This window comes from Microvirga lupini, assembly GCF_014191055.1.
Lineage (GTDB): Bacteria > Pseudomonadota > Alphaproteobacteria > Rhizobiales > Beijerinckiaceae > Microvirga > Microvirga lupini_A.
Genome location: NZ_JACHWB010000006.1, coordinates 141,824 through 159,318, shown reverse-complemented (window position 1 = coordinate 159,318; position 17,495 = coordinate 141,824). Strand labels below are relative to the sequence as shown.

The window sequence follows — 17,495 nt, the reverse complement described above, 5'->3', positions numbered from 1 at the left end:
CGACGTTGGACGTACCGAAGCGGTGGAGAAAAGACGCCTAATGCACCTTCCCATGATCCCGTCACGCCTCAGGGAGAGGATTGCCAGCAACAACCTGCTGAGCGCTCTCAAGCCGGAAGACCTCGCCATCGTGGCCCCGTCGCTTCAGGAATGGGAGGGCGAGGCTGGAGCCAGGCTGTACCAACCGGGGGACGAGGTCAGGTTCGTGTACTTCCCTTGCGGTCCTAGTTTGGTCTCGTTCGTGGTTGAGCTTGAGGATGGCCTCACGGTCGAGACGGCCCTGATCGGACGTGAGGGGGCGGTCGGCGGCATCGTGAGCCAAGGGCGCCTGCCGGCCTTTGCCCGCTCCGAGATCCAGTTCCCGGGTCCCTTCCTGCGCCTGTCCACCGCCGACCTGGAGGAGTTCGAAACCCGGTCGCCGAGCCTAAGGCATCTCTTCGCCCGCTATGCGGACTGCATGCTGGCGCAGGTGTTCCAGTCGGTGGCGTGCAACGCGATCCATACGATTGAGCAGCGAACGGTGAAATGGCTGCTGGCCGCGATCGATCGGACGGGCGATCACGACATCCCTCTAACCCAGGAGCAGTTGGCCAGCATGATGGGTGTTGGCAGAAGCTATGTCAGCCGGGTCATCCAGTCCCTGAAGCGCCGACACCTGCTGGAGACGCGCAGGGGTGGCGTTCGGGTTCGCGATCTGGACGCTCTGGATGCCTTGTCATGCGGCTGCAACACCGCGTTGCGCCGGCATTTCGACCAAGTGCTGACAGGCGTGTATCCAACGGTCGAAGAGAGTTCGGCTCAGAAGGTCGAGGCGGGCGGCAAGCGACCTGGATCCAGGATGAAAGCCTAACAACTGTATCTGGTGCCCCTGCCCGTAATATATAACAGGATATCGTTATTGGATATGAGTTGGATCCAACCCGATGCTGACGATCCTGGAAGGCTACTTAGGGCCGAACTAAGCTTTCAACCGAGGTCGCGTGAAAGCCGCCTTTCAGCTCAACTGCGGAAATAGGGCTAAGGTCAGCCCTGCGCCATGAGGCTAGCTTCCAATTTCCTCTGCCTTGAGGTGCCAAATTCGGGCGCCCGGAGGCGAACGCTGTATCATCGGGCGTTGGCCGGAACCTTAGCGCTTGCTTCACGTTGTAAGCGCGGCCCTAAGGATCCGCCATGCCGCGCTATTTCTTTCACATCTCGGACGGACGGCGCACCTACCCTGACCCCTTGGGTGTTGCCCTCCCCTCGCTGAGGCCGCAAAGGCTCATGCCCGTCAGGATGCTCAAGCCCTGTCGGAGAGTTGGATGGCCCTCAGCCGGGCCGACTGGCGGCTGATGGTCGTTGACGAGAGTGGAGCCCACCTCCTGAGCATGGCCCTTTCTCAGGTTACAAGACCTGAAGATCAGCCAAGGTTCGGCCATTCAGAGATGCTTACAGCAGCCTGAATGGCGGGTATCAGGAACTATGGGCCATCAACTGGCCGAAGGGACTCCGGATGGACATGCTATTGCTACGAAACGGCCAGTCGTGAGTGGCACTACCCCTCCGGCACAGGCACGAGCACAGGGCCCGCAACCGGACGGGCTGTCTCTTCCAGCACTGCGGGCGCTTGCGGCCGCGGCAGTGATCATCCCTCTTCTCTTCTTCGGCTTCGGCGCATGGCAGAGCTATCGGCAGCATCTGCGGGAAGCCGAAGCGACGGTTGGGCGAGCCACAGATGTTTTGGCCGAGCATGCGCTTCGCGTGTTCGAGTTGCAGGAACTGCTCATCAGCCGGGTGGATGATCGTGTCCATGGGATGTCCTGGGACGATATCGCCGCCTCCGAGGAGCTGCATCGCTGGCTGCTGCAACTCGACCAGAACCTCCCAATCGTCGATGTGATCTGGCTGATCGACTCACGGGGTCAAGGCCGCAACAGCAGCCGGTACTTTCCAGCCCCTGACACCTCCCGCGTCGGAGATCGCGACTACTTCCAGGCGCTCAAGGACCGACCATCAGGAACCTACATTGGTGAACCGCGTCCCGGACGCTCCACCCCCGGCTTGTTCTTTAATGTCGCGCGGCGCCGAACGGCTGAGGCGGGTTTCGATGGGCTGATCGTGACCTCCCTGGATCCGGCTTACTTTGCCGGGGCCTTGAAGAGCCTGTCTTTCAGCCCCGAGGACTCGTTCTCGATCATCAGGGACGACGGGACGGCATTGGCCCGAGGACCCCAACCTCTGAGCAAGCCCACGCGGCTGACAGCAGAGAGCGGCCTGATGCAGGCCATCCGGAGGGGAGCGAACACGCCCTACCGGCAGGTAGCCCAGCTCGATGGGGTCGAGCGCCTGTATGCCAACAAGAAGCTGCCAGGCTACCCTGTCTATGTCTCGTATGGGCGCTCCCTCCAGGCCGTGCTCGCCGGCTGGTACAAGGATCTTTTGCTCTACGCGGGTCTCGCGCTCGCTGTTGCCGGTTCACTCTCAGGCATCACGTTCCTGGCCATTCGGCAGACCCGTCAGCAGCTTGCAACACAAGCGCGGTTACGGGAGAGTGAGGCCCGCCTCCATGCCTTGTTCCAGGAGGCGCCCGTCGGCCTCCTGCTGACCCGGGTCAACCCGGATGGCTCGATGGCATTCGAAGAGATGAACCCAGCGCTCGTGGGGATCACGGGTTTGTCGCGCGAGCAGGTGATCGGCAGAAGTCCCCGAGACGCCTTCCCAGGTGCTATGGGAGCCACGATCGAGAAGCATTACCGGGAGTGCCTCACGTCGCGGCAGCCCGTGGAGTATGAGGTTGAGGGCGAAGGGCCTGCCGGACCCTATATCCGACATGCGGTCGTTCGCCCGATCCTCGACGAGGCAGGACGGGTCACGAAGCTGCTCGGCACGTCTATGGACGTCACCCAAGCGCGCGAGATGGAGGAGCAGTTACGGCGCGCTCAGAAAATGGAAGCACTGGCGGCTCTGGTGAGCGGTGTAGCCCATGACTTCAACAACCTGCTGACGATCATGATGGGCAATCTCGATCTGGCCCGCCGAGCGAAGGAGGATCGCAAGCCCCGGTTGATTGAGAACGCCATTCAGGCGATCGATCAGGCCCGGAGATTGACCGGGCAGCTTCTCGCATTCGGCCGACGACAGACGCTCAAGCCCGAGGTCATTGAGATCCCGTCCCTCATGGCAGCCACTCACGACATGCTGGCACAATCCCTGCGCGGGGATATCGCCATCGAGCTGGATCTAGCAGAGGATCTCTGGTCCGTGCAGGCGGACGGCTCTCAACTCCAAGTCGCCCTTATCAATCTGGCCGCCAATGCTCGCGATGCAATGCCGAAGGGTGGCTCGTTCCATGTGTCGGCCCAGAATCTTGTGCTCCGTGACGGCGGTCTGACCGAGGCTGTTGCGATCTCCGTCAGCGACACTGGAGCCGGCATCCCGCGTGAGGTGTTGGCGCGGGTCTTTGAACCATTCTTCACAACCAAGGAAGTTGGGAAAGGATCTGGTCTTGGATTGGCGCAGGTGTATGGCTTCGCCCAGCAATCTGGCGGCTCAGTAGATATCCGCAGTGAGCCCGGCCGAGGAACCACAGTCACACTGTATCTGCCTCGGGCAGCGCGGCCTGCCGACAATCCGCTCCCCAGCGCGCGTGAGCAGCAGCAGGATAGTGTCCAGCGCAAGCTGCGCGTGCTGCTTGTCGAGGACAATCCTCCGGTCGCTGAGGTCGGACGGATGCTGCTGACCGAAGCCGAGCATGACGTACGGGTGTGCGGATCGGTTGCAGAGGCCCTGGCTGTCTTGGAGTCGCAAGGTTTTGACCTGGTCTGTTCCGATCTGGTCATGCCGGGTGGCCAGAACGGACTTGATCTTGCCCGCACAATGCGTGAGCGGTGGCCGCACGTCCCTGTGCTGCTGATGAGCGGCTATAGCGACGCCGCAGGTGCTGCCGTTGAGGAAGGATTCCTCCTTCTGACGAAGCCCTACGAGCCGCAGGCGTTTCTTGCGAAGGTTGACGAGGCCGTATCAGGAAAGCTGCCGTCCGACACGGTCATACAGCTTATCCAACCACGGCGGTAAACGTCCCGTTTGGACTGTACAGGAAAATCACAGAAGTTTTTAAGATCTGCTGCTCCCCAGTGTAACGAACATTCGACCTAATTAGAAGATTTTCCATAATCCGCCATTTGGCCCATCACACCTGCCCCGACCACTCGATTTCGCCCTGCCAAGTACAGGACCTAACGGGCGCTCCGATGCCGGGACACACGACGCAGCATGCGGGACAACTCCTCGGCGGCATACGGCTTCTGCAAAAGCTCGAAGCCGTGACGGCCCTTCTCCGCCAGCACATGGCTGTAGCCCGAGGTCAGGATCACTGGCAGGTCCGGGTAACGCAGCCGGATCTGCTGCCCAAGCTCGATGCCGTTGATGCCCGGCATCACCACGTCGGAGAACACCACATCGAACGCTTGTCCGGCCTCCAGGCACGACAGCGCCTCGGCGGCGTTGGCCGCCCACGTGGTCTCATAGCCGAGATCCTGAAGCAGTTGTGTCGAGAACCGCCCGACCTCGATGTTGTCCTCCACCACCAACACCCGGCGGCCCCGCCCGTCCTTGACGGCAGCCAGAGATCTCCCCTCGTCTGACGCGTCTTCATGCGAGACCTTCTCCGCCCGTGGCAGATAGATCGTGAAGGTGGTGCCGCGGCCGACCTCGCTCTCCACCGCGACATCACCGCCCGACTGCTTGGCAAAGCCGTAGACCTGGGACAGACCCAGCCCCGTTCCCTTGCCAACCTCTTTCGTGGTGAAGAATGGCTCAAAGATTTGAACGAGCTTGTCGGGCGCGATCCCGTCTCCGGTATCGCTGAGCGAGATCGCCACGAACGGGCCTGCTCCGCCCTGGTGCCCGCGGATCGCCGGCATGTGGGAGACCTCTTCCACCCGCACCGTGAGCGTGCCCTCGCCATCCATGGCATCTCGGGCGTTCACCACCATGTTGACCAGAGCGGTCTCGAACTGGCTCACGTCGGCCTCGACCAAACAGCGCTCGCGGGTGATCTCATGCACAATCCGGATGCGCGAACCCACCACCGTGCCGAGCATCTCGGTGATGGCGCGGATGCGCTCGCCGGCATCGAACACCTCAGGCTTCAGCGCCTGCCTGCGGGCAAAGGCCAAGAGCTGTCCCGTCAGCCTCGCAGCGCGCTCAACCGTGTCAGAGATGGCGTTGACGTAGCGTCGGCGCCGCTCCTCCGGAAGATCCGGTCGGCGCAGCAGGTCGGTCGACGACTTGATGATGGTGAGCAGGTTGTTGAAGTCATGCGCCACGCCACCAGTGAGCTGCCCCACCGCCTCCAGCTTCTGCGACTGGCGCAGCGCCTCCTGGGCCTGCGCCAAGCTGGCAGCGGCCTCTTTCTCGGCAGTGATGTCGCGGCCGTAGGCATAAACGAGATCGCCCTCAACGGAGGTGTGCCACGAGATCCAGCGCGGGTTGCCGTCCTTGTGCCGGTACCGGTTCTGGAAGTTGGTGAGATCATGGGCGGAAGCCGCCTCGTCGAGTCCGTCCTGGGTCAGAGCGGCATCGTCGGGCCAGATGAAGTCCAGGAAGCTATGACCTTCCACCTCCTCCGGCATGTGTCCGAGGATGGCTGTCCAAGCGGGGTTAACCGCCCGGAAGATACCGTCGGCGCCGACGATGACGAGAAGATCACGCGAGTTGCGCCACACCCGGTCGCGCTCAGCCGTGCGCTCCTCGACCTGCCGCTCCAGGGATGACGCGAGGGCGTGCAGCTCCCGCTCGGCCTCAAGCCGCGCGACGGCGGTTCGCGTGCGCTCAGCCACCTCACGGATGAGGGCAAGCTCATCGTCCCGCCATTCGCGGGCGGTCGCGTGGTTGAGAAACAGCAAGGCCACGAAATTGCCCCGCTCCGTCACCGGCATGTTGACAAAGGCATGGGCGCTGATGGCTTTCAGCATGTCCGCGGTCGCCGTGGTCCGTGGGTCCTCGTCGGCATCGGCGATCACGGCGGTTTCGCCGCGCTTCAGGTTCTCGATGTAGGTGCCGTAGTCACGAAAGTGCAGCACGCCGGCGATGCTCGTGATCCCAGGCGCGTTCCAGTCGCGCGCAATGGTGATCGTCTCCGCGGCCTTGTCGACCGTACCGTAACCGGCCCGACTGACTTCCAAGGTTTTGCCCAGGATCTCCGCCGCGGCGAAGGACAGGTCATCGGGATCGCTGATGCCGCGGATCCGGTCCCCGAGCTCGACGAGTGCCCGACGGTGGATCTCGGCCCGTACTCGATCCGTGACATCGTAGCCTTCGACGAAGATGCCCGTGACGGCACCGGCCGCATCGATCATCGGCTGGTAAACAAAGTCGACATAGCGTTCGTCGACAGGCTCGCCCGGCGCCACCTGGGCCACGTACTTCGCCGCCATCGCGCTGAATGCCTTGCCGCTGCGGTAGACCTTGTCGAGCAGATCGAGATAACCCTGCGCGACCGCGTCCGGAAGCACATCGGCTATGGTCTTGCCCAGGACCTCGCGGTGCCCGACCAACTGGCTATAGGCAGGGTTGACGAACCCGAACCGATGCTCGGGCCCTTCCAGCAGTGCCACGAAGCTTGGCGCCTGCTCGAACATCAGGACCAAGCGCTCGCGTTCGGCCCCGGCGCGGCGCTCGGCCAGCACCTTGTCGGTGGTCTCCTGCGCTATACAGAAGATGCCGACAATCCGATCCTTGTCATCCAGCAGCGGTGTGTAGGAGAAGCTGAACCAACTCAGGTCCCTTTCACGTCCGGCGAGCGCGAACGGCATGTCCTCGAACCACTGCGCCTCTCCGGCGAGCACGGCCGCATTGATCGGGCCGAGGGTGTCCCAGATCTCGGCCCACAGGAGTGCCGCGGGCTGCCCCAGGCTGGCCGGGTGCTTGGTGCCGAGGATCGGAATGTAGCCGTCGTTGTAGAGCGAGATCTGCTCGGGGCCCCAGGCAATGTAGGCCGGCTGGCGGGCTTGGAGCATCAGGCTCACAGCCGTCCTGAGGGACTGCGGCCATGTCGTGGATGGCCCGAGCGGTGAGGCCGACCAGTCGTGCGCCCGGATCAGCGCCCCCATCTCACCGCCGGCCTGGGAGCCGGAGCCGGTTATGGGCTTCATATTACCGTCCATGGGTCTGACCCGCCGTGGAAGGCGTCTGCCGGCGCTTGTGACGTTGCTCGTGCTGCTGGAGCAGGCGCAGGCTGGCCCGGACCACCTCGCTGGCGTTCTGGTACTGGCCGGAGGCGACCTGGTCGCGGATGAACGCGTTCAACTCTGCCGTCAGGGAGACGTTGCGGGTCTGGTCGGTGGGCATGAGCGGGAGGATCCAGCGAGAGAGGGCATCTAGTTGTCAAGGCTTGCCAATCAAGTGGAGGTGCGGCGTCGGTCAGCACAGGCGATCCGGGCTAGGGCTGACGCAAATGACTTCGCGTCGCTCGGGCAATGGTCCGGAATGGGTCAGGGGGCGATGATCCGTGTCGTGCCATTTTGAGACATTCCGAGCGTGGAGGCCGTGTATGGAACCCGGTGGGCGCGGTCGTGACCTACTCTCTGGCCTTCAATCCACTGAAATCAAACGGATTGTGCGGCGGCCCGCCGTTGTCGGGCCAAACTCCCATTGCGAGGAGTTGTCGTGACAAGGCCAACCGCTCCCGGCTGCAACGCATGCAGTCTTGATGGTCGGAAAGGAGTATACTGGCCCTGCGGCTCGTGGCGGAGCAAGCCTCAAAGCAGGCGGTGAAAGCGGGATCATCCATCGGGCTGCTGTTGCACATCCTCTGCCGGATCGCCATCACCTAGGTTAGGAACCCGCGCTCCAATCACGCAGCCACCCTCGATCAGCCTCACCAAAGGCTTGGTTTGCTCGAGCAGTGCGCGTGACCGCTCCACCGCCTCCAGCGAGGCTTGGATCAGCCGTGCTTCGTGATCGGCATACGTGCGTAGTTTGGGAGTATCGGCCATGATGGCGCTCCTCTGCCTTGCAGGCGGGAGCACAGTCGTGTCTCTCGGCCACCAGCGCCTACGGGTCGGGACCGGCGGGTGATGGCGCCACTATGCGCCCGTTCGGCTCAGAAGTCCAAACAAGGACGCGAATTTTGCGTAATCCCCTTTAGGGAGCAGTAACAAAAGCGGCCGCGGATTGTTGATAAGGCCTATTGCTAGCAAAGGGGCTGACGGTGCGTGTTCCTCAGTTCCACCAAGCTGCCGATTACCGTCGGCGGGCGGAGGAGGCCCGCGCGATGGCTCGCTTGATCTCGCTGATCGATACAAAGACGCACCTGCTTGAAACAGCTCGGCACTTGGAGGTGCTGGCTGAGATCGAGGAGCAGAAGGTCCGACAGGTTGCCCCGATCGAGACGCCGAAGCCGAAGGCGTAATTTCTGTTAACGGGCGTTACCGAGCCGTGGCGGATGCGAACTTGGTTGGGACAGCTAGAGTCAGCTCCGGGTCAATTTAAGTTGAAGCGCGAGAGCGCCTGAATGTCCGCTCCTCTTTGCCATTGCTGAAATCAGGGTAAGGACCGCCCAGTGCCAAGACCGGCCATTCACTTCGCTCGAGTTTCGGCGGCAATTGATGTGCTCAATCATAACAGCAGAGTACCGCTATTCTCATCATAGTACCGTCCTTAGCGACGAAGGCACGGAGGCGCGATACGAGTCAGGGTAAGGTCCGCCCAGTGTCGGTTACCGACTGAGATCAATCTTGGGGAACCGAAGATCCTGGGCTTTGTTGGTTGGTATAGCCTGCATCGGAGGAGCCCAATGATTGGCTGGCAGAAGACTCGTCGGGTCGCAACCTTCATGCTGCTCGCCTCGGCTGCTGGTTCGGGGGGAGCGATTGCTCAGCAGAGCGACGAGACCTCGTGCTCAGGAACGATGACTCAGCAACTGAGACGCTTCAGCGAAAAATGCCTGACTGATCTGGTGACTTTCGTGGCCTCGCAGCCGGATATGACGGCAAAGGTATACAGTGAGAAGGAGAAGTATTTCGTCAGCATTATTCGAACGGAGGATGGGCTGCTCGCAGAGGCCGTCAGTAAGTTTAATTACCCGCTCATGAAGGAAGATACCCCCGAAGCGCTCAAGCGCTTCGGCTGGATGCCGCCGGAGAACGAGTCCGACAATTGGAACAAGAAAATCCCTGGCGATCAGGTCAGGGCCGGTGACGCAGCACAGGAGTTGAGCCGGGCACTTGCCGCCTACGGGCTCAAGCAGGGGGAGGCCATCTCCCTGACCATCGGTCCCAAACTGGCGGATAAGCCGACGAGCGGCTGACCTGAGTCCCGAGACCCGTCAGGGCCTGACGGCTGGCGTCTCGAGAGGCATACCCTTGGCACGCGTCATCAGGAACAGTTCGAGTTCGACATATTCCTGCGAGCCGTAGGGGTACGGTTCCGCCCGTACCCCCACCATGCAGTTTCGCAGCCGCCTTTGAAGGGAGCCCATGCTCTGCCATTCCAAGCGATAAAGCGGATAGCCTGTTGGATGGGATTGAGGGATTACGCTGCTGGCAAGCCTTTTTCCCCAGTTGTCATCATGACAATTAGCGCAGGAGAAGTTCAGCTGGCCCTGCCTCTGTTCATAGAGCTCCTGCCCCCGCGCGCGAAACGGCTCAAGACGCTTGTCTTCACCCGTCGTAATCGGCATGCCGCGTGACTGCTTTCCGATGAAAGCCGAGAGCGCGAGGAGTTCCCGGCTTTCAAGCGGAAAAGGAGCCGCTTTCTGGTTAACCTTCCGACAGACATTGATGCGGCTCTGGAGATCAATCGGCTGTCCGCTCTCAGCGAAATAGACAGGATAGCGCGCGGCAACGCCCTTCATGCTCACGGCCGCATCCCCATGGCACCCGGCGCAGGAGCGCCCGGACGCACCAGCCTGCGCGCTCCAGAGCGCCTCGCCTTCGGCGACCCACAGCATGCCTGGGTTCGAGAAGTCATCCTGCTGGGTCGCCTGCGATTCCGGGCTTATGAACTCGAATCCGGACTTGTGCTCGGACGGCGGCGACTGAGCAAGGGCAAGCGAGATGCAAAGGCCTAGTGCGCCTCCGAACCCGGCGGCCAGCACAACGCCCGTCAGCGCCCTCCTCATTCGACCGCGATCTCGGCTGTTTCCAGGTGCGCCTGTCCCCGGTCGTCGATCCAGCGGAACGCGATGCGTCCGCTTTCCGTTGCGGTGGTGGTGAAGGAGAAGAACGGGTTGGCGGCGATGGCCGGGAACAGGTCCGCGCTGAAGATCTCTACGCCGTTATACGTGCAGATGAAGCGATTGATGATGTCGCGCGGCACGAGCGCACCGTCGGGCCCGGTTCGATACCCCGTCTCCATCGGATGCGAGATGAGGGCCTTGATTTCGATGATCTCGCCCCGCTTGGCCTTGGCGGGAACATTGATGAGCGCGCGTGCCATGGTCAACTCTCCACGCAGGCCGGTAGGGTTACGATGAGCTCGGCCTTGTCGGACCAGAATGTGCCGTCGCTCAGCTGAGCGATTGCGACGATGTTTTGGGAGTCTCCCAGGCGGATCCGGGTGGAGACGAGAGCCTGTCCGGCGCGTGGGTTCAAGTAGAAAAGGGCCACGTTCGGCTGAGGATTGCGTTCGTTGAAGACGGCGATCCTCTTCACGTAATCCTGAGCGGTCATCGGGCTGTCGACCTTTACGGTCAGGGGTACGGAATTGCCGTTTTCCACGAGTGGGGGAATCTCAAGGGTTACCCTCCCCTCGCGGACCTCCGCCTCGCCGACGAAGGCCTTGATGGCGGCAGCCATGCTCTCAGGCGTCGCCCGAGCGGGGCGTGCAAGGATCAGCGCCAGAGCGCCCGCGCCTGCCGCGAGAATCTCACGTCTTGACGTTCCAGCGGATCCTGAGTTCCGGCTCATGGTGTCTCCGTTAGCGTTGTAAGGAACGCGACCACGTCCTCGACCTGCTCTGCGCTCAACACGGGCTTATCCTGCCAGTTCCGTCCGACCCGAGCGAGACCATCCAAGGTGTAATATGGCGGCATGATCGTCGCAGGGTTCAGCCGCCTGCTGTCGACGATCTTGAGTCTCAGTTGGCCATCCGACCAGCGGGTTCCAACCCCTGCCAGGTCGGGAGCGAGGTTTCCTTGAAAGCGCTGCTCCGGAAAGGGACCGGTATGGCACAGCAGGCATAGGCCCTTCTGACGATCCACGACGATGGCGCGACCGCGGGTTGGATCACCTCTGGCCCCGGTCAGCGACTGCGGGATGGCGTCACCCACGATTTCATAAGGGCGCAGGGCCTGCGCCCACACCTGGCCGGGGATGATGGCGAGAAGGGTCAGAGCCGCCGCCATAACAGGGAGTTCCTCAGCCGTAGACTTCACGGGCAATGGTCTGGAACCAAGCTTCGGCATAGACGGCTTCCTGGGCCCTGAAGGAAGGCGGTGCACTCACAGGGCTCGTGCCGCCGGCCCCCTCCACATCGGTCAGAACCCCGTTGCGCGGATTGTACACGCCGGCGACGGAAATCCCGTAGTCGGGCGCCACGAGGCTGTAGCAGGTGTTGATCAGTTTGGGCTCAGCTGGAGCCTCACCTCGGAGGAGGCTCGCGACGGCAGCCGCACAGACCTTACCCTGAGCATTGGCAGAGAAAGCCGATTTTGGCATGCCGCCCGCAATCGAAGCATCGCCGATCACGTGAACATTCGGCTGAAGGCGGGATTCGAAGGTCACAGGATCAATGGGGCACCATCCGGTCCGATCCGCAGCACCGCCCGCTTGCGCAATCTGGCCGGCACGCTGCGGCGGGATGACGTTGACGACGTCGCCGGTATGCCGTCCGAAATCGGTGACCAGCGTCCTGGTCTTCGCGTCGACTTCGATGACCTTACCGCCGGACGACAGGGACACCCACTCGATCATGCCGGGATAGAGTTCCTGCCACGCAGCCTGGAACAGACGCTGTTTGGAGAAGCTGTCCTTCGCATCCAGGATGAGGAGCTTGGAACGCGGCTTATGGGTCTTGAAGTAATGCGCGATCAGGCTTGCCCGCTCGTATGGCCCCGGTGGGCAGCGGAATGGATTGGCAGGCGCTACCATGACGAATGTACCGCCATCATCCATGGCCTCCAGCTGGCGGCGCAGGAGGATCGTCTGCTCTCCGGCCTTCCATGCATGCGGCATGGTCCCGGCTGCCGCCTCGTCGTAGCCGGGCAAGGCATCGAACCTGATGTCAATTCCCGGAGAGAGGACGAGGCGGTCGTAATCCTGTGACGAGCCATCCTCGAGAACGACCCGCCGGGCTTGCGGATCGGCGCGGACTGCCCTTTGTCGGATGATGGCTATCCCTTCCTTCTCGACGGCATCGAGGTTGAACTGTTGCGTCTCGATGGGTCGAAGGCCGGCGAGTACCGCGTTGCTGAAGGGGCAGGCGGTGTAGACGGCGTTCGCCTCGACGAGGGTTACGGCCAGTCCCTTCCGCTTCAGTTCCCGAGCGCACGTGGCCCCTCCAAAGCCGCCTCCGACAACGACCACCCTGCCCGAGGCCTGGGCAGCCGTCCGGCGGGATAATGCAGCAGCGGCAGCTCCCGCCGCTGCCGTTTTCAGAAGCGCCCTTCGGGTAAAGGCTAGAGACATGCCCACCTCTCAAGGTTGCTGACTGAGCCAGGATGCGATGGCGCGGGTTTCCTCGTCCGTGAAGCCTTTGGCAACGCGATCCATGACCGTTGCCGGACGCCGGCCATTTCGGTATTCCTGCATCGCGGCAACGATCTCCTCTGAGGGACGGCCGTGAAGTGGAGGAACGGCCGCATCGGAGACGCCTGGACCATGACAGCCTGAGCAGGATGTGGCGCCGGGAGGTGCCACGCCTTGAGCTGCCGCCGGCATCGTCTTGACCATCACGACGACAGCTACGGACATCATGCCTCCCATCGTGAGAACAGATGCCAGACGCGCCATGCTCAGGACCTCAAGCCTTGCGTAGGTCGGCTTTCGTCAAAGGACCGGAGCGAATCCGCTTTCCAGTTGCGGCGAAGATGGCATTCAGCACCGCCGGTGCCGCCACGAAGATCGTCGGCTCGCCGACTCCGCCCCAGAAGTCTCCCGACGGCATCACGATGGATTCCACTGCAGGCATCTCGTCCATGCGCATCATCTGGTAGGAATCGAAATTCTCCTGCTCCACCTTGCCGTCCTTGAGGGTGATCTCGCCATAGAGCAAGGCAGTGAGGCCATAGGCAAAGGAGCCTTCGATCTGAGCTGCGATCTGCTGGGGGTTGACTGCATGGCCGCAATCCGTCGCCGCCACGATGCGATGGATCTTCAGCACGCCATTGTCTCCGACCGAGACCTCTGCACAGGCCGCAACGTAGCTGCCATAGCCCATATGCTGGGCGAGTCCGCGGTAGACCCCTTGCGGCGCCGGCGTGCCCCAGCCTGCCTTCTCGGCCACCGCATTGAGCACGGCGAGGTGCTTGGGATGGTTGACGAGCAGCTTGCGCCGGAACTCGAGCGGATCCTTGCCGGCAGCCTGCGCCAGTTCGTCCATGAAGCACTCAAGATAGAGGGCGTTCTGATTGTTGTTTACGCCGCGCCAGAAACCCGGAGGGATGGGTGGGTTGCGCATGGCATGGTCGATCAGCAGATTGGGGATCGTATAGCCGAGCACACCCTCGGTCCCGCTCGGGTTCAGACCCTGGAACGTGGCGGGATCCCGTCCGTTCTGGAGGCCCTGAGGATTGACACCCGCCAGGATGGACTGACCCGAGATGCGCATGTGCAGCCCAGTCAGGTTCCCATCCGCATCGAGAGCGCCGACCATCTTGGCCTGTGTGATGGGGTGATAGTGCCCGTGCAGCATATCCTCCTCACGGGACCAGATCAGCTTCACGGGCGTGCCCGGCATCTCCTTGGCGATGAGGACCGCCTGACGGACATAGTCGTGGCTTGTGGCGCGCCGGCCAAAGCCTCCGCCGAGGTTCTGGCGATAGACATCGCATTTCTCGATCGGCAGACCTGAGGCCGCAACTGCCGTGGCGAGAGCAGCCTCGGCATTCTGAGTGGCCGTCCAGACCTCGCATTTCTCATTGGTCCACAGAGCCGTGGCGTTCATCGGCTCCATGGTGGCGTGGTGCTGGTACGGGAAGCCGTACTCGGCTTCCACCTTCTTGGCTGCACCCGCGATGGCTGCCTTGACGTCGCCGGCTTGGTTGCCGACAAAGGCCTGCTCCGCTGTCAGCCCTTCCTTGAGCATCCTATCGATGCCCTCACTGGAGAGAGCGGCATTCGGCCCCTCATCCCACTCGATGGGTAAAGCATCGAGCGCCGTCTTGGCCCGCCACCATGTGTCGGCAACGACTGCGACCGCATTGTCGCCAACGGCGACGACTTTCTTGACGCCGGGCATACCTTGGGCCTGTGCGGCATCGAAGCTCTTGAGCTTCCCGCCGAACACGGGGCAGGCCTTGATGGCAGCGTTGAGCATTCCCGGACGCTTCACGTCGATGCTGTAGATCTGGGAGCCGTTCAGCTTCTCGGCCGTGTCGAGCCGCTTGACGGGTTTCCCGGCAATCGTCCAATCCTTCGGGTCCTTGAGCTGAACGTCCTTCGGAGCCTCAAGCTTCGAGGCTGCCTCGGCGACCTTTCCATAGCTTGTCGTGCGGCCTGATGGAGAATGAGTGATCACGCCTTTTGCGACGGTGCACTCGCCGGCCGGAACTCCCCACTCATTGGCGGCAGCCTGGATCAGCATCTGCCGGGCGGCGGCACCTCCCTTTCGCATGTAATCATGCGAATCGCGTACGCCCCGGCTTCCGGCCGTCTGGAAATTGCCCCAGACGCGGCTGCGGGCAACGTTCTGACCCGGCGTCGGATACTCGGTCGTGACCTTCGCCCAATCGCATTCAAGCTCCTCAGCCACGAGCTGGGCAAGGCCTGTCAAAGTACCCTGCCCCATCTCGACGCGACCAATCCGGACCACCACCGTTTCATCCGGCCTCACCATCACCCACGCATTGATCTCGGGGGCACTTTGCGCAAGCGCTTCCCTGGTGAAGGGAATATTGAAGCCCAGCGCCAGTCCTCCAGCTGCAGCAGCGGAACCAACGAGAAATGAGCGGCGAGATACATCGAGTGCAGCAGTCATAGGTTTCTCCTGATCCCGGTCAGCCGCGGTTTTCTGAGGCAGCGAGCTTGATGGCCGCCTTGATGCGGTTATAGGTTCCGCATCGACAGATATTCGTCATCTCGGCCACGATGTCCCCGTCGGAAGGGCTGGGATTGGCCTGAAGGAGTGCCGCAGCGGCCATGATCTGACCTGTCTGACAATAGCCGCATTGCGGAACATCGAGTTCGAGCCATGCCTTCTGCAACGGATGCGACGCGTCCGGAGACAAACCCTCGATCGTCACGATCTTCTGCTCAGACGTAACCGCCGATATCGGGAGACTGCAGGAACGCGTGGCAACGCCATCCACATGAACGGTGCAGGCGCCGCATTGGGCAACGCCACAGCCATACTTCGTCCCAGTGAGTCCGATCTGCTCGCGTATGACCCACAAGAGAGGCGTGTCTGGTTCAGCATCGACTTGATGAACAGTTCCATTGATCGTCAGGCTGACCATCTCGTTCCTCCCGATTTTGTTTATGGGTGCATCTTCACGCGCAACTAAACTATGAATCCTAGAACGGTCAGATTTCCAGTCAATCATTCGTGACTGAATGGAACAGATATTCAATCATCCTGTATCTCACCTCTGACCGTGATCAATTTCGTCAGATTACCGATGAGATAAGAATTCCTGAACAGCTCAGATGAAAAATCTACAACAGGATCGAGCATGCTGATGCATCGCACACAACAATTGTGCGATGCATCAATCTCAGCAACAGCAAAAAGGTTTTGGTCGTTTGAGTCTAAGCGCCCTCTCCAGTCCCTTTGTTCTCAGTAGAATAGTAAGGCTATGTTCATGGAACCGCTACGCCATTCTCCGGTTGTGCTTTGGCAACCGTGACCACTCATAGGCTCTCCGATGCGCATTTCTCTTCTCGCATTGATAACATTGGCATTCAGCCCCACGATGGTTCAGGCCCAGGACGTGGCGGCCGGCGAGAAAGTGTTTGCGCAATGCCGGGCCTGTCATCAGGTCGGTCCTACGGCCAGGAACACGGTTGGTCCGGTGCTTAGTGGCCTCTTCGGCCGGAAGGCTGGAACGGTGGAAGGCTACAACTATTCCCCCGCTAACAAGAACTCGGGCCTCACTTGGGACGAAGCGACCTTTTCCGAATACATCAAGGATCCCAAGGCGAAGGTGCCGGGAACCAAGATGGTCTATGCAGGCCTCAAGGACGAGCAGCGCATCAGGGACTTGATCGCCTATCTCAAGCAGTTCGATGCCTCCGGCCAGAAGACCGCATCCGCCATAGGCGGGATCACGGTTGCTGGCCGATAGACGGTTCCTGCCGTTGTTCTGCACCAATAGCTCGCTCCAGGACCTCAGCTGCATCGGTGCCGCTGTCGCTGGAAGCCCACGCGACGAACTGATCTGGGCGAATGAGGATCAGCCTTGCATGATACTGCCCGCGACCGTCCTGGCAGGTATCGCTGATGATCTTAAGAGGTACGCCTCTTTGTTTGGCGGCTGCTTCGAAACGTCCCAGAAAACTATCAGCGGCGTCCAAGGCCAGCAGGCAAAAGCCTTGCCCCAGATCCTCGAAGATGTTGCGACCTGACGAGAGAAGCAAAGGCGCAAGGTGATGCCCCGCCCTTGCCTCGAAACTGTGTGAACCGAGAGCACTACAGCCGCCTCCGGAATCACCCCACACGATCGAGGAGCCGCGGTAGTTTGGCTCGAAGGCATTGATCTCGGCCTTTGCGCCGGAGCTCCGGGCCTGCCATTCACGTTCGAACGTGCTCCGGTCGTGATCGGGATGGAACGCGTCCAGGAACTGTCTGTCGGCCGCAATGGCCCGCTCGATGAAATCCCGCGCCGTCGACTGAAAGACCGGCCTTCGTTCTTCATCGTAAGTGTCCAGGAGCCTGACTCCAGCCCAGCCCTGCAATGTGGCGGCAAGCTTCCATCCAAGGTTCACTGCGTCCTCAAGACCAGTGTTGATGCCGTAGCCGCCATAGGGTGGATGGCTGTGTGCCGCATCGCCGGCAATGAACACGCGACCCTTCCGGTAAGCGTCTGCTGTAGCGACCCGCAGATCCCAGAACCCGATGTGCTCGAACTCGACATCAAACTCCGCCCCGACCGCAGCATGAAGATACTGCCTGAAGTCGAAATTGTCCTTGGTCGTCCCGAGGGGGACCGGCGCATGGAAGAACCACGTCGTTCCGAGATCCACACGACCGAAGAACTTCCAGTATCCCTTCAGTTCCGGATCGAGGACATTGTAGTATGACTTGCCGGGATACCACTCCAGGAGCTGATGCAGGCCTTTCGAGCGGAACACCAGAAGGACCATGAGGCGGTCGTGGTCCGAGCGGGTCTGGGTGATGCCGCTCTGCTCCCTCACCAA

Annotated in this window: 18 protein-coding genes; 6 read left to right on the top strand and 12 right to left on the bottom strand. The window is 61.5% G+C overall.

The window, feature by feature from the left end:
• Positions 1-40: 40 nt before the first annotated feature.
• The 3 genes from FHR70_RS19500 to FHR70_RS19495 all read left to right on the top strand — a co-directional run bounded on the left by FHR70_RS19500 (position 41) and on the right by FHR70_RS19495 (position 4,053).
• Positions 41-850 (top strand): Crp/Fnr family transcriptional regulator, encoded by an 810-nt coding sequence (locus FHR70_RS19500; protein WP_246408310.1) that lies wholly within the window; start codon positions 41-43, stop codon positions 848-850.
• A gap of 320 nt (positions 851-1,170) precedes the next feature.
• Entirely contained in the window at positions 1,171-1,332 is a 162-nt protein-coding gene (locus FHR70_RS24610) for a DUF6894 family protein (RefSeq protein ID WP_425487884.1), read from the top strand.
• A gap of 192 nt (positions 1,333-1,524) precedes the next feature.
• Positions 1,525-4,053: an ATP-binding protein gene (locus FHR70_RS19495; RefSeq protein ID WP_183453290.1), complete on the top strand. Its 2,529-nt coding sequence runs from the start codon at positions 1,525-1,527 to the stop codon at positions 4,051-4,053.
• 161 nt (positions 4,054-4,214) lie between these two features.
• On the opposite strand, the gene FHR70_RS19490 is transcribed toward FHR70_RS19495, so the two are convergent.
• From FHR70_RS19490 to FHR70_RS19480, 3 genes are all read right to left on the bottom strand, one after another.
• The gene (locus tag FHR70_RS19490) at positions 4,215-7,133 is read right to left on the bottom strand and encodes a PAS domain-containing protein (protein WP_183453288.1); all 2,919 of its coding nucleotides are present in this window, start codon (positions 7,131-7,133) and stop codon (positions 4,215-4,217) included.
• Position 7,134: 1 nt separating this feature from the next.
• A complete protein-coding gene (locus tag FHR70_RS19485; RefSeq protein WP_183453286.1) occupies positions 7,135-7,329 on the bottom strand; it encodes a type II toxin-antitoxin system ParD family antitoxin in 195 nt (64 codons plus the stop codon).
• 434 nt (positions 7,330-7,763) lie between these two features.
• Positions 7,764-7,976 carry a hypothetical protein gene (locus FHR70_RS19480; protein ID WP_183453284.1) on the bottom strand — a complete coding sequence of 71 codons (213 nt, stop codon included), beginning with the start codon at positions 7,974-7,976 and terminating at the stop codon, positions 7,764-7,766.
• Positions 7,977-8,254: 278 nt separating this feature from the next.
• Between FHR70_RS19480 and FHR70_RS19475 the strand changes: the two genes are divergently transcribed.
• Positions 8,255-8,392 carry a hypothetical protein gene (locus FHR70_RS19475; RefSeq protein WP_183453282.1) on the top strand — a complete coding sequence of 46 codons (138 nt, stop codon included), beginning with the start codon at positions 8,255-8,257 and terminating at the stop codon, positions 8,390-8,392.
• A gap of 384 nt (positions 8,393-8,776) precedes the next feature.
• On the top strand, positions 8,777-9,289 hold the full coding sequence (locus FHR70_RS19470; protein WP_183453280.1) for a TY-Chap domain-containing protein: 513 nt from the start codon (positions 8,777-8,779) through the stop codon (positions 9,287-9,289).
• Positions 9,290-9,307: 18 nt separating this feature from the next.
• Here the strand turns inward: FHR70_RS19470 and soxA are convergent, their stop codons facing one another.
• The 8 genes from soxA to FHR70_RS19430 are packed head-to-tail and all read right to left on the bottom strand — an operon-like array spanning position 9,308 to position 15,595.
• The gene (soxA, locus tag FHR70_RS19465; RefSeq protein ID WP_183453278.1) at positions 9,308-10,102 is read right to left on the bottom strand and encodes a sulfur oxidation c-type cytochrome SoxA; all 795 of its coding nucleotides are present in this window, start codon (positions 10,100-10,102) and stop codon (positions 9,308-9,310) included.
• Positions 10,099-10,419, bottom strand: coding sequence for a thiosulfate oxidation carrier complex protein SoxZ (gene soxZ / locus FHR70_RS19460; protein ID WP_183453276.1), 321 nt, complete (start codon positions 10,417-10,419; stop codon positions 10,099-10,101). Before soxZ ends, soxA begins: the two co-directional genes overlap by 4 nt.
• 2 nt (positions 10,420-10,421) lie before the next feature.
• The gene (locus FHR70_RS19455) at positions 10,422-10,889 is read right to left on the bottom strand and encodes a SoxY-related AACIE arm protein (RefSeq protein ID WP_183453274.1); all 468 of its coding nucleotides are present in this window, start codon (positions 10,887-10,889) and stop codon (positions 10,422-10,424) included.
• Positions 10,886-11,326 (bottom strand): sulfur oxidation c-type cytochrome SoxX, encoded by a 441-nt coding sequence (soxX, locus tag FHR70_RS19450; protein ID WP_183453272.1) that lies wholly within the window; start codon positions 11,324-11,326, stop codon positions 10,886-10,888. Before soxX ends, FHR70_RS19455 begins: the two co-directional genes overlap by 4 nt.
• A gap of 13 nt (positions 11,327-11,339) precedes the next feature.
• On the bottom strand, positions 11,340-12,608 hold the full coding sequence (locus FHR70_RS19445; protein WP_183453270.1) for an NAD(P)/FAD-dependent oxidoreductase: 1,269 nt from the start codon (positions 12,606-12,608) through the stop codon (positions 11,340-11,342).
• A gap of 9 nt (positions 12,609-12,617) precedes the next feature.
• The gene (locus FHR70_RS19440; RefSeq protein ID WP_246408308.1) at positions 12,618-12,896 is read right to left on the bottom strand and encodes a c-type cytochrome; all 279 of its coding nucleotides are present in this window, start codon (positions 12,894-12,896) and stop codon (positions 12,618-12,620) included.
• A 46-nt stretch (positions 12,897-12,942) separates the two neighbouring features.
• Positions 12,943-15,117, bottom strand: coding sequence for a xanthine dehydrogenase family protein molybdopterin-binding subunit (locus FHR70_RS19435; protein ID WP_183453266.1), 2,175 nt, complete (start codon positions 15,115-15,117; stop codon positions 12,943-12,945).
• Positions 15,118-15,136: 19 nt separating this feature from the next.
• Positions 15,137-15,595, bottom strand: coding sequence for a (2Fe-2S)-binding protein (locus FHR70_RS19430; RefSeq protein ID WP_183453440.1), 459 nt, complete (start codon positions 15,593-15,595; stop codon positions 15,137-15,139).
• Positions 15,596-16,003: 408 nt separating this feature from the next.
• Here FHR70_RS19430 and FHR70_RS19425 point away from each other — a divergent pair, with 408 nt between their 5' ends.
• The gene (locus FHR70_RS19425) at positions 16,004-16,423 is read left to right on the top strand and encodes a c-type cytochrome (protein WP_183453264.1); all 420 of its coding nucleotides are present in this window, start codon (positions 16,004-16,006) and stop codon (positions 16,421-16,423) included.
• Here the strand turns inward: FHR70_RS19425 and FHR70_RS19420 are convergent.
• Positions 16,404-17,492 carry an FAD-dependent monooxygenase gene (locus tag FHR70_RS19420; protein ID WP_343058853.1) on the bottom strand — a complete coding sequence of 363 codons (1,089 nt, stop codon included), beginning with the start codon at positions 17,490-17,492 and terminating at the stop codon, positions 16,404-16,406. The two genes, FHR70_RS19425 and FHR70_RS19420, sit on opposite strands and share 20 nt — an antisense overlap.
• Between the last annotated feature and the right edge of the window lie 3 nt (positions 17,493-17,495).

Bases quoted from the DNA above. Each gene is read 5' to 3' on its own strand.
- FHR70_RS19500 (WP_246408310.1), top strand. From the start codon at position 41: ATGCACCTTCCCATGATCCCGTCACGCCTCAGGGAGAGGATTGCCAGC.
- FHR70_RS19425 (WP_183453264.1), top strand. From the start codon at position 16,004: ATGCGCATTTCTCTTCTCGCATTGATAACATTGGCATTCAGCCCCACG.
- FHR70_RS19430 (WP_183453440.1), bottom strand. From the start codon at position 15,595: ATGGTCAGCCTGACGATCAATGGAACTGTTCATCAAGTCGATGCTGAA.
- soxZ (WP_183453276.1), bottom strand. From the start codon at position 10,419: ATGGCACGCGCGCTCATCAATGTTCCCGCCAAGGCCAAGCGGGGCGAG.
- FHR70_RS19470 (WP_183453280.1), top strand. From the start codon at position 8,777: ATGATTGGCTGGCAGAAGACTCGTCGGGTCGCAACCTTCATGCTGCTC.
- FHR70_RS19490 (WP_183453288.1), bottom strand. From the start codon at position 7,133: ATGAAGCCCATAACCGGCTCCGGCTCCCAGGCCGGCGGTGAGATGGGG.
- FHR70_RS24610 (WP_425487884.1), top strand. From the start codon at position 1,171: ATGCCGCGCTATTTCTTTCACATCTCGGACGGACGGCGCACCTACCCT.
- soxA (WP_183453278.1), bottom strand. From the start codon at position 10,102: ATGAGGAGGGCGCTGACGGGCGTTGTGCTGGCCGCCGGGTTCGGAGGC.
- FHR70_RS19475 (WP_183453282.1), top strand. From the start codon at position 8,255: ATGGCTCGCTTGATCTCGCTGATCGATACAAAGACGCACCTGCTTGAA.
- FHR70_RS19455 (WP_183453274.1), bottom strand. From the start codon at position 10,889: ATGAGCCGGAACTCAGGATCCGCTGGAACGTCAAGACGTGAGATTCTC.
- FHR70_RS19445 (WP_183453270.1), bottom strand. From the start codon at position 12,608: ATGTCTCTAGCCTTTACCCGAAGGGCGCTTCTGAAAACGGCAGCGGCG.
- FHR70_RS19480 (WP_183453284.1), bottom strand. From the start codon at position 7,976: ATGGCCGATACTCCCAAACTACGCACGTATGCCGATCACGAAGCACGG.
- soxX (WP_183453272.1), bottom strand. From the start codon at position 11,326: ATGGCGGCGGCTCTGACCCTTCTCGCCATCATCCCCGGCCAGGTGTGG.
- FHR70_RS19435 (WP_183453266.1), bottom strand. From the start codon at position 15,117: ATGACTGCTGCACTCGATGTATCTCGCCGCTCATTTCTCGTTGGTTCC.
- FHR70_RS19440 (WP_246408308.1), bottom strand. From the start codon at position 12,896: ATGATGTCCGTAGCTGTCGTCGTGATGGTCAAGACGATGCCGGCGGCA.
- FHR70_RS19485 (WP_183453286.1), bottom strand. From the start codon at position 7,329: ATGCCCACCGACCAGACCCGCAACGTCTCCCTGACGGCAGAGTTGAAC.